The sequence below is a fragment of the Citrobacter sp. RHBSTW-00029 genome (assembly GCF_014104295.1).
Taxonomy (GTDB): domain Bacteria; phylum Pseudomonadota; class Gammaproteobacteria; order Enterobacterales; family Enterobacteriaceae; genus Citrobacter; species Citrobacter youngae.
In genome coordinates this window covers 3,070,252-3,086,398 of the sequence record NZ_JABXRT010000001.1, presented here as the reverse complement: position 1 = coordinate 3,086,398, position 16,147 = coordinate 3,070,252, and the positions used below count along the sequence as shown (strand labels likewise).

Below are 16,147 nucleotides of genomic sequence, written 5' to 3'. Positions count from 1 at the left end.
AGTAAGACGTTTGCTTGAACGATTGTCATGGAAAAGGCTGGTGCTGGAGCTGATCCTCTGCTGCATACCGGCTTTTATCCTTAGCGCTTTTTTTGGTTATCTACCCTGGTTTTTACTGGCGTCGGTAACGGGCCTGCTTATCTGGCATTTCTGGAATCTATTACGTTTGTCCTGGTGGCTATGGGTCGACAGAAGTATGACGCCGCCGCCGGGGCGCGGCAGTTGGGAGCCGTTGTTATATGGGCTGCATCAAATGCAGCTGCGTAACAAAAAGCGCCGTCGCGAATTGGGTAACCTCATTAAACGCTTTCGCAGCGGCGCCGAATCACTGCCCGACGCAGTGGTGCTAACCACCGAAGAAGGCGGGATTTTCTGGTGTAACGGACTGGCACAGCAGGTTTTAGGGTTACGCTGGCCGGACGATAGCGGGCAAAATATCCTTAATCTGCTGCGCTACCCGGAATTCACACAATATCTGAAAACACGCGACTTTAGTCGGCCAATTAATCTGGTACTCAACACCGGACGGCATCTGGAAATTCGCGTGATGCCCTACACCGATAAGCAACTGCTGATGGTGGCGCGTGATGTTACGCAGATGCATCAACTGGAAGGTTCCCGACGTAACTTTTTCGCCAACGCCAGTCATGAGCTGCGCACGCCGCTGACGGTGCTGCAAGGCTATCTGGAAATGATGCAGGAGCATCCGTTGGAAGGGACAACGCGCGAAAAAGCGCTGCATACCATGCGTGAACAAACGTACCGTATGGAAGGGTTAGTGAAGCAACTGCTAACGCTGTCAAAAATTGAGGCTGCGCCGACGCTGCAACTGAATGAGAAGGTCGACGTGCCCATGATGCTGCGCGTGGTTGAGCACGAAGCGCAAACGCTGAGCCAGCATAAACATACGTTTACTTTTGATGTTGATAACAGCCTGAACGTGCGGGGTAACGAGGAGCAGTTGCGTAGCGCTATCTCGAATCTCGTCTATAACGCGGTGAACCACACCCCTGCGGGAACGCACATTACCGTACGCTGGCAGCATGTGGCCTCGGGGGCGGAATTTTGTGTGGAAGACAACGGCCCAGGTATTGCCGCCGAGCATATTCCACGCCTGACCGAGCGTTTTTATCGCGTAGATAAAGCGCGATCGCGGCAAACGGGCGGTAGCGGACTCGGGCTGGCCATCGTTAAGCATGCCCTGCATCATCACGACAGCCGTTTGAATATCGACAGCGAACCAGGCCAGGGAACGCGATTTAGTTTCGTGATCCCGGAACGTTTAATTGCCAAAAATAGCGGTTAAAACGTATTCGTAAGTTTATCTTTCCAAAAGCCAGCGCGAGCTGGCTTTTTTTGTTGTAGTCAATAAATAGCTCCTGAATTTTACGACGTTTGATTGTTTTTTGTTCGCATGATTACCCATGTCTTTTTCCATGGAATGGTGTTTTGTGCTGGTTCAATTTTTCATATCACTATATTGTTCTGGTTTTTAGATCCCACCTTGCTTTAAAACGTTATAAGCGTTTAAATTGCGCATCAAATGCTGTCATACCGACTGCATTTACGCGGTAAATCGAAAAACTATTCTTCGCCGCGCCAGGCCGGGAGAATTTCCCGCTGGAATTGCTTAAAAATGCCGCTGTATCATCCCGCAGGGAAAGGCAGAAAATTAAACGTTTTCAACACCACATCCACAGGCAGTAAGACTTTATGACCCATCAGTTAAAATCGCGCGATATTATCGCACTGGGATTTATGACATTTGCACTGTTCGTTGGTGCAGGTAACATTATTTTCCCCCCAATGGTTGGTTTGCAGGCAGGCGAGCACGTCTGGACCGCGGCCTTTGGCTTCCTGATTACCGCCGTAGGCCTGCCGGTACTTACCGTTGTCGCGCTGGCGAAAGTGGGCGGCGGTGTGGACAGCCTGAGCACGCCTATCGGTAAAGTTGCCGGTCTGCTGCTGGCTACCGTCTGCTATCTGGCCGTGGGGCCATTATTCGCCACGCCGCGTACCGCAACGGTTTCGTTCGAAGTTGGGATTGCACCGCTGACCGGTGATTCTGCGCTGCCGCTGTTCATCTACAGCGTGGTGTACTTCGCGATTGTGATTCTGGTGTCACTGTATCCCGGCAAACTGCTGGATACCGTGGGCAACTTCCTTGCTCCATTGAAAATTCTGGCACTGGTTGTGCTTTCCGTGGCGGCGATTGTCTGGCCAGCGGGCCCGATCAGCAATGCGATGGAAGCCTATCAAAACGCGGCATTCTCGAATGGCTTTGTGAACGGCTATCTGACGATGGATACGCTGGGCGCGATGGTATTTGGTATTGTTATTGTTAACGCCGCCCGCTCGCGTGGCGTTACCGAAGCGCGTTTGTTGACCCGTTACACCGTCTGGGCTGGGCTGATGGCGGGCGTGGGTTTAACGCTGCTGTACCTTGCGTTGTTCCGTCTGGGTTCAGACAGTGCGACGTTGGTCGATCAATCTGCTAACGGTGCGGCAATTCTGCATGCGTATGTTCAGCACACCTTCGGTGGTGCAGGCAGCTTCCTGCTGGCGGCGCTGATTTTCATCGCCTGTCTGGTCACCGCGGTTGGCTTGACCTGTGCGTGCGCAGAGTTCTTTGCCCAGTATGTTCCACTGTCTTATCGTACGCTGGTATTTATCCTCGGCGGCTTCTCGATGGTGGTTTCTAACCTGGGTCTGAGCCATCTGATTCAGATCTCTATTCCGGTGCTGACGGCTATCTATCCGCCATGTATCGCACTGGTTGTATTAAGCTTTACCCGCTCATGGTGGCATAATTCTTCCCGCGTCATTGCACCTGCGATGTTTATCAGCCTGATTTTTGGTATCCTTGATGGCATTAAAGCTTCTGCAATTGGCGATGTCTTACCAGCCTGGACCCAGCGTTTACCGCTGGCGGAGCAGGGGCTGGCGTGGTTGATGCCAACAGTCGTGATGGTGGTCCTGGCCGTTATCTGGGATCGCGCAGCGGGTCGACAAGTGACCTCCAGCGCACACTAATATCACTGACAATAAGTTTTAACCACGGGGCTATTAATATGGCCCCGTGGTTTTTTTATTGTGTTAACAGGTTAGGAATCGATGGAAAGTAATAACAAGCTAAAGCGTGGGCTGAGCACCCGGCACATTCGCTTTATGGCATTAGGTTCAGCAATTGGTACCGGGCTGTTCTATGGTTCAGCCGATGCCATCAAAATGGCGGGGCCGAGCGTGTTGCTGGCCTATATTATCGGCGGCGTGGCGGCGTATATTATTATGCGTGCGCTGGGCGAAATGTCTGTTCATAACCCGGCTGCCAGCTCTTTCTCGCGCTATGCGCAGGAAAACCTCGGACCGTTGGCTGGTTACATTACCGGCTGGACCTACTGTTTTGAAATCCTGATTGTCGCCATTGCCGACGTGACTGCCTTTGGTATTTACATGGGCGTCTGGTTCCCGGCCGTACCGCACTGGATTTGGGTACTCAGCGTAGTGCTGATTATCTGCGCCATTAACCTGATGAGCGTGAAGGTGTTTGGCGAACTGGAGTTCTGGTTCTCATTCTTCAAAGTCGCCACCATCATCATCATGATTGTCGCCGGTTTCGGTATCATCATTTGGGGGATTGGCAACGGCGGGCAACCGACCGGTATCCATAATCTGTGGAGCAACGGCGGTTTCTTCAGCAACGGCTGGCTCGGCATGGTGATGTCGCTGCAAATGGTGATGTTCGCTTACGGCGGGATTGAGATTATCGGGATTACCGCAGGCGAAGCCAAAGACCCGGAAAAATCTATTCCGCGCGCTATCAATTCCGTACCAATGCGTATCCTGGTGTTTTATGTGGGGACGTTGTTCGTCATTATGTCTATCTACCCGTGGAACCAGGTCGGTACCGACGGTAGCCCGTTCGTTATGACGTTCCAGCATATGGGCATTACCTTTGCAGCCGGGATCCTCAACTTTGTCGTCCTGACTGCGTCGCTGTCGGCCATCAACTCTGACGTCTTCGGTGTGGGGCGTATGCTGCACGGTATGGCAGAGCAGGGCAGTGCCCCGAAAATGTTCGCCAAAACGTCGCGTCGTGGCGTGCCGTGGGTAACAGTGATGGTGATGACCATCGCGCTGTTGTTTGCGGTGTATCTTAACTACATCATGCCGGAAAACGTCTTCCTGGTGATCGCTTCGCTAGCAACGTTCGCCACGGTTTGGGTGTGGATTATGATCCTGCTGTCGCAGATCGCCTTCCGTCGTCGTCTGCCGCCGGAAGAGGTCAAAGCGCTGAAGTTTAAAGTACCGGGTGGGGTAACGACGACCGTTGTTGGCCTGATTTTCCTGGTCTTTATCATCGCTCTGATTGGCTATCATCCGGATACCCGCATTTCGCTGTACGTCGGTTTTGCGTGGATTCTCCTGCTGCTTGCAGGCTGGGTATTCAAACGCCGTCGCGAGCGCCAACTGGCTGAAGTGCAGTAATTTTTTTACTGGGTGGTAATGTTGGTTCGTAGTTGAATTTGGCAATTGCTCTTTATTTAAAAAACGAAGTTGAATAATCAACTTCGTTTTTTATTTGTATAAACATGGTGAATGTTTAGTGTTTAATAATGAAAGATAATAATCATTTTCTTTGTTTGCCATCAAACTATTATGAGCGTTTTTTGAAAGTTTGATGAGGGTTTTTATGTTATTTTTCTGCTGCTTTATGGTTTTTATATTCCTTCTTGTAAAGTATAACTATTATTTATTATTAATGAAATTAAATGAGGAACTTTATGGGTATAAATGATATTCCAGCAGACTGCTCTACAAAGAGTAGAACTCATAATAACCCGGGAGTTAGGGGTAATAGTATATGTGAGGTTTCTGTCTTTAACTCTAAAACTAACAAATTAGTTGGAGTGGCAAATAGTGGACAAACACCCACAAATATTAGTGGTTTAATATCACAAGGACCACGGCCATTACCACAGGCCGGTATAAAGAAGGCCAGTATAGAGATTTGTGTGCCGAAACCTTCACCAGGAGCGGTACGCGCGCAGGCGTCGGTGCAGACCCCTCCGCCGGTACCGCCCCGTACAGATGTGCACAAGCAGGCTGCGGTGCAGAATACCCCACGGGCTGCCCCCCCTGGAGCAGAAGGCTTGCGGAGGTCGGAGTTAAAACGTGAAGTTCTTCTACAGCCAGAAGCAAAGGTAATGAGTAATCCAAAGAGCCATGTAGCGAAAAATGCAACTATTCAAGCGGAGAATGTCGCTAAGGTAAAAAACGACGTTGTAAAGAAAAATAGTGTTCCAGAAAAAAAATCACTTAAGAATAAAATCCTGCAATTTTTTAGTATTCACCACAGCAAGGATGCCTTGCTAAATCTGGAACAGAGAAAAGCTTTAGCTTATGAAAATAGGGACTTAATTAATAAAGGTGTTAGGAATATTCTTGCTCTCGATGTATCTCAAAGTAATAGCTCAATACGTCTTGAAGCATTTGGGGTTTTTAGGGGGGCGCATCTCGAAGCCAATAACACTCAAACATATTTTCAACAAACCATAAATAAAATGGCTGAAGGTAATGGAGAGCTGTTTAATGGTGGTGACGATGTAGTTGCTTTCTTTAATATATTCAAATATGCCATCAATCAGGCATACAGTGAAATGAAAAGTGGTCAAGACAAGGAGACAGCCAAGGATGCTTTCAACGAAATGGTGTCATTGCTCGGTTCAATGCAACAGCATTTTGCCAATGCCGATAAAAATACCTATAACTTTAATAATGTAGCGCAAGTTATGTTCAGTGATATGCCTGAAGCGCTCTCCCATCTAAATTTGGAAAAGCCTACTTTCAATTTGCCTGATGGCCAATAAGTATTCATTGTTTACCGGGTAGCCTGACGTTATCCGGTAATTTTCTCCTCCCCCGCACTCCTCCCCCAATAAACGTTAAGATGATGAGTGATCCTGTACTTCGCTATGGCAAGGTGTCGTCATTATCATCAAAGGGGATACGTGATGTTGAACGCCTGGCACCTTCCGGTTGCCCCATTTGTGAAGCAAAACAAAGATCAACTGACGATTACGTTATGGCTGGCGGGGGAAAATCCTCCTCAGCGGGTGACGCTACGCGCGGAAAACGATAACGAAGAAATTTCTCTGAGCATGCACAAACTGCGTAGCCAACCGCAGCCGGGCGTGAACGCGTGGCGAGCGGTGATCGATCTTACCAGCGGGCAGCCCCGCCGACGCTATAGCTTTAAATTACTCTGGCGCGATCGCCAGTTGTGGTTCACCCCGCAGGGATTCAACTGCTTTCCGCCTGCGCGTCTGGAGCAGTTTGCTGTTGATGTACCGGATAACGGTCCGCAGTGGGTTGCCGATCAGATTTTTTATCAGATTTTCCCGGATCGCTTTGCCCGCAGCCAGTCGCGTGAAGCGACTCAGGATAACGTCTATTACCACCACGCGGCCGGACACGACATCGTGCGGCGCGAATGGGATGAACCGCTTACAGCTCAGGCCGGTGGTTCGACGTTTTATGGCGGAGATTTGGACGGCATCAGCGAGAAACTGCCGTATCTGAAGACGTTAGGGGTAACGGCGCTGTATCTGAATCCGGTGTTTATCGCGCCGAGCGTACATAAATATGATACTGAAGATTACCGCCATGTTGATCCGCAGTTTGGCGGCGACAGGGCGCTGCTGCGCCTGCGTCACAATACGCAACAGCAGGGCATGCGGCTGATTCTGGACGGTGTCTTTAACCATAGCGGCGATTCGCATGCCTGGTTTGATCGACATCATCGCGGGACGGACGGGGCGTGCCATAACCCACACTCCCCCTGGCGCGACTGGTACCATTTCTCTGATGATGGGGTTGCGCTGGACTGGTTGGGGTACTCAAGCCTACCCAAACTGGACTTTTCCTCTGAAAGCCTGGTAAATGAAATTTATCGTGGCGAAGACAGTATCGTCCGCCACTGGCTAAAAGCACCGTGGAGTATGGACGGCTGGCGTCTGGATGTCGTGCATATGCTGGGAGAGGCCGGTGGCGCACGTAATAACTTGCAGCATGTCGCCGGAATTACGCAGGCGGCGAAAGAAACCCAGCCAGAGGCGTATGTGGTGGGTGAACATTTTGGCGATGCGCGTCAGTGGTTGCAGGCCGATGCGGAAGATGCCGCCATGAACTATCGCGGTTTTACTTTCCCCCTCTGGGGATTCCTCGCCAATACCGATATTTCATACGACCCACAATCTATTGACGCTCAGACCTGTATGGCGTGGATGGATAACTACCGCGCGGGGTTGTCGCATCAGCAGCAGTTGCGGATGTTTAATCAGCTCGACAGCCACGATACCGCCCGTTTTAAATCTCTGCTTGGTAAAGACGTTGCACGGTTACCGCTGGCGGTGGTGTGGCTGTTTACCTGGCCTGGCGTGCCCTGTATTTACTACGGCGACGAAGTGGGGCTGGATGGAAATAACGATCCTTTTTGTCGCAAACCGTTCCCGTGGCAGCCTGAAAAACAGGACGCTGACCTGCTGGCGTTGTATCAGCGTCTGGCCAAATTACGTCACCAGATCCAGGCGCTACGCCACGGTGGGTGCCAGGTGATTTACGCCGAGGATAACGTGGTGGTGTTTGCACGCGTGCTAAACCGCCAGCGCGTGTTGGTGGCGATAAACCGCGGTCACGCTTGTGAAGTCGTGCTGCCAGCCTCACCGTTGCTCAATGTCAGTCAATGGCAGCACAAAGAGGGCAAAGGCCAACTCGTCGATGATATCCTGACGCTGCCCGCAATATCGGCTTCAGTCTGGATGAGTCATTGATACAAGCGCGCAATTTCCTCACTGGCCAGCAGCGCGTCTCGCCACCAGCGCTGCGCCAGTCCTTCGCTACTATTGCGCCATGCCATATAGGCGACGTCTTTTTGACGAAATGAGATAACCTTCTTTTCCACCAGTTCACCGCTGGCAATCCATGGGCTGGCAATGTGGCGGGGGAGAAATCCGCAGCCCATTCCCGCCCGCAGCAGCATCACCTTACTGTGGAAATCATCGACGCGAATTTGCGCCTGTTCATCCATCAGGTTGGTCTGTAATGGGTGGCAAAAGCGAGCGCTGTCGCTGATAACAATCGCCCGGTGCAGACACAATTGCTCGTTCGTCAGGTCATCAGGCGCGCTCGCCAGCGGGTGTCCGGGGGCGACGACAAAGACATTGTCCAGCGTGCCGAGCATTTTGTAGGACCAGGCCGCTGACGTTGGTGGTTCATTAATCGCCCCCAGAATGATATCTGCTCCATTATGGGTCAGCTCCTCCCATGAACCCGCCAGCGTATGGTGGGTGAAGTTGAGACGGGTCTGTTTATTAAGTGCATGAAATTCATCAATAATAGGTAGTAGCGCGGCAAAGGGAAAAGAATCATCGAGCGCTATTGCCAGCTCCTTTTCCCAGCCGGAACTTAGCTGTATTGCCTGCTTTTCGAGATCTTTTGCCGCACTCAGCAGTAGACGCCCTTTTTCCAGCATCATCCGTCCGGTGTCGGTGAATTTTGCCCGGTGTCCGGAACGGTCAAGCAATTCGATGTTCAGATCGCTTTCCAGCTTCTGAATCATATAGCTGAGTGCCGCAGGGGTTTTAAACAGCGATTCGGCCGCCGCAGCAAATGACCCCTGTTTGTCGAGTGCGTCGAGGATCAGCAGAACATCCAGATTGAGGCGCATAAGCAGAAAATATCCTGAAAATTAAACCTCTCTGTTTTACCGAATGGAGAAAAACAATGCCAGTGAATAAATTAGATGAGTCATGCGCATTTTTTTGATGTTGTTTAGGATATATCGCAACACAGAACGAATAGTTTCACAGGACGGTAAGTTTTCTTTAATAACTCGTTAGAAATTTCCCGCTATACTCAACAAGCTTTCTGATTCAGGATCCTGCTGCTGACGGCAGATACAGACCGTTACCTTTTAACTTATTGATTAAGAAGGTGTGCTATGTCTATTCGGGAACTGATTGACCCTCAAAACTCTACGCTAATTTTTATTGACCATCAGCCGCAAATGTCATTTGGTGTGGCGAATATTGATCGCCAGACATTGAAAAATAATACCGTTGCATTAGCCAAAACCGGGAAAATATTCAATGTTCCAGTAATTTATACTTCAGTAGAAACGAAAAGTTTTAGCGGATATATCTGGCCGGAATTGTTAGCTGTTCATCCTGATGTGAAACCGATTGAACGCACCTCGATGAACTCCTGGGAAGATGCAGCCTTTGTTAAGGCGGTAGAAGCGACCGGGCGTAAAAAACTGATTATTTCCGCGTTGTGGACCGAAGTGTGCCTGACCTTCCCGGCGCTGATGGCGCTGGAAGCGGGCTACGAAGTGTATGTGGTAACAGACACTTCAGGCGGCACGTCGGTGGATGCCCATGAACGTTCCATCGATCGCATGGTGCAGGCGGGTGCTGTGCCTGTGACCTGGCAACAGGTTCTTCTTGAGTACCAGCGCGACTGGTCCCGCAAAGAAACCTACGACGCCGTTATGGATTTGGTGCGTGAACACAGCGGCGCCTACGGTATGGGTGTGGATTACGCGTATACCATGGTGCATGGCGCGCCGGAACGTAAAGCCTGAATACACGCCATCTTTCATGTTGCCTCTTTGTTGGCTTAGTTTGCGTACCCCGGTCACTGACTTATGTAAGTGACCGGGGCTACACAATCTTGCCGCCTCGATGTTTCACGAATAATTGTGTATTGCTTTCATGGCTTAAGCAGGTCAATTTCCCTTTAGCTAGGAACCTTTCATGGCGCAGAACAAACATGTGACGTTGGTAATTACTCACACCCTGCGGCCTGACCAGGCGCAGCGTTATGAGCAGTGGTTGGGGAAAATCATGCCGCTGGCCGCCGAGTTTCCCGGACATCTTGGGGCGAATGTCATTCGACCCACAGATGGACAAAACCTGTGGAACATCATCATTCGCTTCGACACCCTTGAGCATCTGTATAACTGGACTCAATCTGATACGCGCCGGGAGCTGGTTGAGGAAATTGCGCCGCTGCTGGCCGAAGGCGATAAAACAGAAGTGCGCACCGAAGCGGCCTTCTGGTTTACGCCACCAGCCCCCCATATACGTCAGCCCAAACGTTGGAAGCAGTTTTTGATAACGCTGCTGGTGATTTTCCCCAGTACCAACCTGGTGCCGTGGCTGACCGGTATTCTGCTGCCTTCAATGAAAGGCTCGTTACTCCTGCATCTGATTAATGATGCCTGTGTGGTTGCGCTGGTGGTCTGGTTGTGGATGCCCATCGTAACCCGTCTGTTTGCCGGATGGCTGAAAAAAGCCTGACCGGTTTCTCAGGAGATTGTTATGTCTCAAACTGCCACACTGATTCTGACTCACGGAAAAATTCATACTCTCGAAAAGCAAAGCCCGCAGGTAGAGGCGGTGGCGATCGCTAACGGGAAGATCCTCGCGACGGGTAGTCACGATCGGGTAATGAGCTTTGCGACCGACGGTACGCAGATTGTCGATCTGCAGGGACACACCGTGATCCCGGGTTTAAATGATTCGCACCTGCACCTCATTCGCGGTGGGTTGAACTACAACCTGGAGCTGCGCTGGGAAGGTGTCCCATCGCTCGCAGATGCGCTGCGCATGCTCAAAGAGCAAGCCGATCGGACGCCGTCTCCGCAATGGGTGCGGGTGGTCGGCGGCTGGAGCGAGTTTCAGTTTGCCGAACGGCGCATGCCAACCCTGGAAGAACTGAATGAAGCTGCTCCGGATACCCCGGTTTTTGTTCTGCATCTCTACGACCGGGCTTTGCTGAACCGCGCTGCGTTAAAAGCCGTCGGCTACACCAAAGCGACGCCGGATCCGGCGGGCGGTGAGATTGTGCGTGACAGCAACGGCAATCCAACCGGAATGTTGATAGCCAAACCGAACGCCATGATCCTCTATTCGACGCTGGCGAAAGGGCCAAAACTGCCGTTAGAGATGCAGGTTAACTCAACCCGCCAGTTTATGCGTGAACTGAACCGACTGGGGCTGACCAGCGCCATCGATGCCGGCGGCGGCTTCCAGAACTACCCGGAAGATTACGAGATCATCGAACAACTGCACGCGAACCAGCAGATGACGGTGCGTATTGCCTACAACCTGTTTACCCAGCGTCCGAAGCAGGAAGTGGAAGACTTTGAGCGCTGGACGGATATGCTCAAACCCGGGCAGGGAACCGATTTCTATCGTGCTAACGGGGCAGGGGAAATGTTGGTCTTCTCGGCGGCTGACTTCGAAGATTTCCTGCAGCCACGCCCGGATTTACCGGAAGGGATGGAAGAGGAACTGGAGCGTGTGGTGCGCCACCTGGTGGAACATCGTTGGCCGTTCCGCCTGCATGCCACCTACGATGAATCCATCAGCCGCATGCTCGACGTGTTTGAGAAGGTGAACCGTGACATCCCGTTCAATGGCCTGCACTGGTTCTTCGATCACGCCGAAACGATTACTGAACGCAACATCGAGCGGGTAAAAGCGCTGGGCGGTGGCATTGCAGTTCAGCACCGTATGGCATTCCAGGGCGAGTATTTTATCGATCGCTATGGCAAAGAGGCGGTTAAACATACGCCGCCGGTGGCGAAAATGCTGGCGGCTGATGTGCCGGTTGGTCTGGGTACCGATGCTACGCGCGTGGCAAGTTACAACCCGTGGACAGCGTTGTACTGGCTGGTATCAGGACGCACCGTTGGCGGTATGGCGATGTATGATGATAACAACCGCCTGGCGCGCGACGTGGCGCTGGAACTGTGGACAGCAGGCAGTGCCTGGTTCTCCAGCGAGCAGGGTAAGAAAGGGCGTATTGAAAAGGATCAACTGGCAGATCTGGTGGTGCTGTCAAAAGACTATTTCAGCGTGCCGGAAGAAGAGATCAAAGGCATTGAGTCGGTGATGACGATTGTCGACGGCAAGGTTGTTTATGCCGCCGGACATTTCACCCCGCTGGCACCGCCGGCCATCCCGGTTGTACCTGACTGGTCGCCGGTAGTGAAGGTGCCGGGGCACTATCGCTCAGCGCCGCAGGTTGCCGCGAAGGTTGGGGCAATGGTGCAGATGCATCAGTGCTGTGGCAGTTGCGGCGTACACGGTCATCAGCATGATATAGCGCGTAAATCGGGGATTCCTGTGTCAGATGACCGGGCCTTCTGGGGTGCGCTCGGTTGTTCCTGCTTCGCGTTTTAACGGCCGGGTCAGTGCCAATAAAAAAGGCCCGCACTAGCGGGCCTTTTTTCGATTCATGCCAATTACAGGCTGGAAACGTTTTCAGTCAGGTATTTTGCTACGCCGTCCGGAGAGGCGTTCATACCTTCTTTACCTTTTTCCCACTGTGCCGGGCATACGTCGCCGTGCTCTTCGTGGAACTGCAGCGCGTCAACCATGCGCAGCATTTCGTCGATGTTACGGCCCAGCGGCAGATCGTTAACCACCTGGTGACGAACAACGCCGTTAGCGTCGATCAGGAAAGAACCACGCAGAGCAACGCCCGCTTCCGGGTGCTCGATGCCGTAGGCTTTCTGGATTTCGCGTTTGATGTCAGCAACCATTGCGTATTTCACTGCACCGATGCCGCCTTTGTCGACAGGGGTGTTACGCCATGCGTTGTGGACAAATTCAGAGTCAAAAGAAACGCCAACCACTTCTACGCCGCGCTTCTGGAATTCTTCGTAACGCTTGTCGAATGCGATCAGTTCAGACGGGCAAACGAAGGTGAAGTCCATCGGCCAGAAGAACAGAACGGTGGTTTTACCGTTGGTATGCTGTTTGAAGTTGAAGTTATCAACAATCTCACCGCTACCCAGTACCGCAGCTGCTGTGAAATCCGGAGCCTGACGAGTTACCAGTACCATATAATTCTCCTGCAAAGTTAAGGGGTTTTTGGAACGCAACGCGGGCCAGTATAGAGAGTGTTCGGGAATAAGACAAAGAGGCGCTGGCAATCAATGAGACAGGTTTTGTCTATCAATCTTTTGCCGGATGACGGTTACTGCTTATCCGGCGCGTCATGCGGGCTACAATCAAAGGGTTTTACGCCGCGCCTGGTCCATCATTTGCGGATAAAACTGCCAGAATCGTTCTTCTAACGCATCGTAATGCGTATTGAGGTCATACCATGAGTCGCGCAGGGCATCGAGACGTGGACGGCGACTGGCCATGCCGTTCAGGACGTTCTGGATAAAATCCATGTCCCGGTAGCGCTCAAGCCATTTCTCTGACCACATATAATTGTTCAGATTAATAAAGCGCGGCGGTGATTCTGGCAGAATAGTGGCAACCTGGGTGTGCGCGTAGCGCACAAAATCCGTCAGCGGGAAATCGGGAGAGATTTCCGACCAGTGGCGCGACAGAAAATGATCCCACATGACGTCCAGTGTAATCGGTGCGACGCGACGCGTTTCGCTACGAAACCACTCCTTGGCTTCACGCACCTGTGGCAGGTTATCGGTCATTACGTCGATGCGACGGTGCATGAAGATGCCTTCCACCACGTCGGGCGAATAGTGCGTTTGGGGATTACCCCGGACAAAATCGGCCAGCAGATTGCCGGAAAGCGAGCTATCGGCAAGGTGGGCCAGATGCAAATGTGCAAGAAAATTCATATCCACTTCATCCTTCAAACTGCCTCTTTGTTAGCTGCCTTCACTCACCCCAGTCACTTACTTGAGTAAGCTCCGGGGACTCATTCAGTTGCCGCCTCGATGCATCTTGAATGATTTTGTGTATAGATTATGTCTCTTAACTTGAGGGGTAAAGGTTGCAGGGAGAACGCCCCGGCACTAGACTACCCGCCTCTTATTTTAGTCTGAGTCAGTGTCATGCGCGTTACCGATTTCACCTTTGAATTACCCGAATCCCTGATTGCCCACTATCCGCAAGCTGAGCGCAGCAGTTGCCGCTTGCTGTCACTGGATGGGCCGACGGGCGCGCTGACGCACGGTACTTTCACTGATTTGCTCGATAAGCTCAACCCTGGAGATCTGCTGGTCTTTAATAATACCCGCGTGATCCCGGCTCGTCTGTTTGGCCGTAAAGCCAGTGGCGGCAAGATTGAAGTGCTGGTCGAGCGTATGCTGGATGACAAACGTATTCTGGCGCATATTCGTGCTTCAAAAGCGCCGAAGCCGGGCGCCGAGCTGCTGCTGGGCGATGACGAAAGCATTAAAGCAACGATGGTGGCGCGCCATGACGCGCTGTTTGAAGTTGAGTTTAACGACGAACGCAGTGTGCTGGATATTCTGAACGCCATCGGCCACATGCCGCTGCCGCCATATATCGACCGTCCGGATGAAGACGCCGACCGCGAGCTGTACCAGACCGTGTACAGCGAAAAACCGGGTGCCGTCGCTGCGCCGACTGCGGGTCTGCATTTTGACGATCCGCTGCTGGCTAAACTGCGCGATAAAGGCATTGAAATGGCGTTCGTCACCCTGCACGTTGGTGCGGGTACTTTCCAGCCGGTGCGCGTAGACACTATTGAAGACCACATCATGCACTCCGAATATGCGGAAGTGCCGCAGGATGTGATTGATGCGGTGCTGGCGGCGAAAGCCCGCGGCAACCGCGTGATTGCGGTGGGCACCACCTCGGTACGTTCACTGGAAAGCGCGGCGCAGGCGGCCAAAAACGACCTTATTGAGCCGTTCTTTGGCGATACGCAAATATTCATTTATCCAGGTTATAAATACCAGGTGATTGATGCCCTGGTCACCAACTTCCACCTGCCGGAATCGACGCTGATCATGCTGGTTTCCGCTTTCGCTGGTTATAAAAACACCATGCACGCCTATCATGAAGCGGTAAAAGCGGAATATCGCTTTTTTAGTTACGGTGATGCCATGTTTATCACGTACAATCCGCAGGCTATTTCTGAGCGCGTTGGGGAATAAATCCGCGATGCGAGTGTTTAACGTCGGACTGTTTTTCTGACGCAGGAGTTAAAATGAAATTTGAACTGGACACCACAGACGGTCGCGCTCGCCGCGGCCGCCTGGTTTTTGATCGTGGCGTAGTGGAAACGCCTGCTTTTATGCCGGTCGGTACTTACGGCACAGTAAAAGGTATGACGCCGGAAGAAGTTGAAGCGACCGGCGCACAGATCATCCTGGGCAACACTTTCCACCTGTGGCTGCGCCCGGGTCAGGAAATCATGAAGCTGCACGGCGATCTGCACGATTTCATGCAGTGGAAAGGCCCAATCCTCACCGATTCTGGTGGCTTCCAGGTATTCAGTCTGGGCGACATCCGTAAGATAACCGAACAAGGCGTGCATTTCCGTAACCCGATCAACGGCGATCCAATTTTCCTCGATCCTGAGAAGTCGATGGAGATTCAATACGATCTCGGTTCCGATATCGTGATGATCTTCGACGAATGTACACCGTATCCTGCCGACTGGGACTATGCTAAACGCTCGATGGAGATGTCTTTGCGTTGGGCGAAGCGTAGTCGCGACCGTTTTGATAGCCTCGGCAACAAAAATGCGCTTTTTGGCATCATTCAGGGCAGTGTTTACGAAGATTTACGTGATATCTCCGTCAAAGGTCTGGTAGATATCGGCTTTGATGGCTACGCTGTCGGCGGTTTGGCTGTTGGTGAACCGAAGGAAGATATGCACCGCATTCTGGAGCATGTTTGCCCGCAGATTCCGGCTGATAAACCGCGTTACCTGATGGGCGTCGGTAAACCAGAAGATCTGGTTGAAGGCGTGCGTCGCGGTATCGATATGTTTGACTGCGTGATGCCAACGCGAAATGCCCGTAATGGTCATTTGTTTGTGACTGACGGCGTGGTAAAAATTCGTAACGCGAAACATAAAAGCGACACCAGTCCGCTCGATGCTGAGTGTGATTGCTACACCTGTCGCAATTATTCGCGCGCTTACTTGCATCATCTTGACCGTTGCAACGAAATATTGGGCGCGCGACTCAACACGATTCATAACCTTCGCTACTACCAGCGTTTGATGGCGGGTTTACGCAAGGCTATTGAAGAGGGTAAATTAGAGAGCTTCGTGACCGATTTTTACCAACGTCAGGGTAGACCAGTTCCACCTGTGAACGTTGATTAATTTTAATAATGAG

13 protein-coding genes are annotated in these 16,147 nt (G+C 51.8%); 10 read left to right on the top strand and 3 right to left on the bottom strand.

All coding sequences use genetic code 11. The features are described from left to right. The first annotated feature begins 10 nt into the window (after nt 1–10). The 5 genes from phoR (at nt 11) to malZ (ending at nt 7,832) form a co-directional block, all read left to right on the top strand. Entirely contained in the window at nt 11–1,306 is a 1,296-nt protein-coding gene (phoR, locus tag HV041_RS15175) for a phosphate regulon sensor histidine kinase PhoR (RefSeq protein ID WP_121584283.1), read from the top strand. 407 nt (nt 1,307–1,713) lie between these two features. Further along, the gene (brnQ, locus tag HV041_RS15170) at nt 1,714–3,033 is read left to right on the top strand and encodes a branched-chain amino acid transporter carrier protein BrnQ (protein WP_040232748.1); all 1,320 of its coding nucleotides are present in this window, start codon (nt 1,714–1,716) and stop codon (nt 3,031–3,033) included. Nucleotides 3,034–3,114: 81 nt separating this feature from the next. After that, the gene (gene proY, locus HV041_RS15165; RefSeq protein ID WP_048212450.1) at nt 3,115–4,488 is read left to right on the top strand and encodes a proline-specific permease ProY; all 1,374 of its coding nucleotides are present in this window, start codon (nt 3,115–3,117) and stop codon (nt 4,486–4,488) included. 296 nt (nt 4,489–4,784) lie between these two features. Further along, nucleotides 4,785–5,870 (top strand): hypothetical protein, encoded by a 1,086-nt coding sequence (locus tag HV041_RS15160; RefSeq protein ID WP_165712237.1) that lies wholly within the window; start codon nt 4,785–4,787, stop codon nt 5,868–5,870. 144 nt (nt 5,871–6,014) lie between these two features. Beyond that, nucleotides 6,015–7,832 (top strand): maltodextrin glucosidase, encoded by a 1,818-nt coding sequence (gene malZ / locus HV041_RS15155; protein ID WP_121584285.1) that lies wholly within the window; start codon nt 6,015–6,017, stop codon nt 7,830–7,832. Here malZ and HV041_RS15150 read toward each other — a convergent pair. Further along, a complete protein-coding gene (locus tag HV041_RS15150; protein WP_101741810.1) occupies nt 7,826–8,728 on the bottom strand; it encodes a LysR family transcriptional regulator in 903 nt (300 codons plus the stop codon). The two genes, malZ and HV041_RS15150, sit on opposite strands and share 7 nt — an antisense overlap. A gap of 273 nt (nt 8,729–9,001) precedes the next feature. Between HV041_RS15150 and HV041_RS15145 the strand changes: the two genes are divergently transcribed. From HV041_RS15145 to HV041_RS15135, 3 genes are all read left to right on the top strand, one after another. Further along, nucleotides 9,002–9,643, top strand: coding sequence for a hydrolase (locus tag HV041_RS15145; protein ID WP_048212446.1), 642 nt, complete (start codon nt 9,002–9,004; stop codon nt 9,641–9,643). Nucleotides 9,644–9,815: 172 nt separating this feature from the next. Next, nucleotides 9,816–10,361 carry an antibiotic biosynthesis monooxygenase gene (locus HV041_RS15140; protein ID WP_121584286.1) on the top strand — a complete coding sequence of 182 codons (546 nt, stop codon included), beginning with the start codon at nt 9,816–9,818 and terminating at the stop codon, nt 10,359–10,361. A gap of 21 nt (nt 10,362–10,382) precedes the next feature. Further along, nucleotides 10,383–12,251 carry an amidohydrolase gene (locus tag HV041_RS15135; RefSeq protein ID WP_121584287.1) on the top strand — a complete coding sequence of 623 codons (1,869 nt, stop codon included), beginning with the start codon at nt 10,383–10,385 and terminating at the stop codon, nt 12,249–12,251. A gap of 62 nt (nt 12,252–12,313) precedes the next feature. On the opposite strand, the gene HV041_RS15130 is transcribed toward HV041_RS15135, so the two are convergent. Both HV041_RS15130 and acpH read right to left on the bottom strand, forming a co-directional pair. Continuing rightward, complete coding sequence (locus HV041_RS15130) at nt 12,314–12,916, bottom strand: peroxiredoxin (RefSeq protein WP_048212444.1); 603 nt, start codon at nt 12,914–12,916, stop codon at nt 12,314–12,316. 168 nt (nt 12,917–13,084) lie between these two features. Further along, nucleotides 13,085–13,666 (bottom strand): ACP phosphodiesterase, encoded by a 582-nt coding sequence (gene acpH / locus HV041_RS15125; protein WP_048212443.1) that lies wholly within the window; start codon nt 13,664–13,666, stop codon nt 13,085–13,087. A 216-nt stretch (nt 13,667–13,882) separates the two neighbouring features. On the opposite strand from acpH, the gene queA reads away from it, so the two are divergent. Continuing rightward, complete coding sequence (queA, locus tag HV041_RS15120) at nt 13,883–14,953, top strand: tRNA preQ1(34) S-adenosylmethionine ribosyltransferase-isomerase QueA (protein ID WP_121584288.1); 1,071 nt, start codon at nt 13,883–13,885, stop codon at nt 14,951–14,953. 53 nt (nt 14,954–15,006) lie between these two features. Beyond that, nucleotides 15,007–16,134, top strand: coding sequence for a tRNA guanosine(34) transglycosylase Tgt (tgt, locus tag HV041_RS15115; protein ID WP_003021535.1), 1,128 nt, complete (start codon nt 15,007–15,009; stop codon nt 16,132–16,134). Nucleotides 16,135–16,147 lie beyond the last annotated feature (13 nt).

Bases quoted from the DNA above. Each gene is read 5' to 3' on its own strand.
- brnQ (WP_040232748.1), top strand. From the start codon at position 1,714: ATGACCCATCAGTTAAAATCGCGCGATATTATCGCACTGGGATTTATG.
- proY (WP_048212450.1), top strand. From the start codon at position 3,115: ATGGAAAGTAATAACAAGCTAAAGCGTGGGCTGAGCACCCGGCACATT.
- HV041_RS15160 (WP_165712237.1), top strand. From the start codon at position 4,785: ATGGGTATAAATGATATTCCAGCAGACTGCTCTACAAAGAGTAGAACT.
- malZ (WP_121584285.1), top strand. From the start codon at position 6,015: ATGTTGAACGCCTGGCACCTTCCGGTTGCCCCATTTGTGAAGCAAAAC.
- HV041_RS15150 (WP_101741810.1), bottom strand. From the start codon at position 8,728: ATGCGCCTCAATCTGGATGTTCTGCTGATCCTCGACGCACTCGACAAA.
- HV041_RS15145 (WP_048212446.1), top strand. From the start codon at position 9,002: ATGTCTATTCGGGAACTGATTGACCCTCAAAACTCTACGCTAATTTTT.
- HV041_RS15140 (WP_121584286.1), top strand. From the start codon at position 9,816: ATGGCGCAGAACAAACATGTGACGTTGGTAATTACTCACACCCTGCGG.
- HV041_RS15135 (WP_121584287.1), top strand. From the start codon at position 10,383: ATGTCTCAAACTGCCACACTGATTCTGACTCACGGAAAAATTCATACT.
- HV041_RS15130 (WP_048212444.1), bottom strand. From the start codon at position 12,916: ATGGTACTGGTAACTCGTCAGGCTCCGGATTTCACAGCAGCTGCGGTA.
- acpH (WP_048212443.1), bottom strand. From the start codon at position 13,666: ATGAATTTTCTTGCACATTTGCATCTGGCCCACCTTGCCGATAGCTCG.
- queA (WP_121584288.1), top strand. From the start codon at position 13,883: ATGCGCGTTACCGATTTCACCTTTGAATTACCCGAATCCCTGATTGCC.
- tgt (WP_003021535.1), top strand. From the start codon at position 15,007: ATGAAATTTGAACTGGACACCACAGACGGTCGCGCTCGCCGCGGCCGC.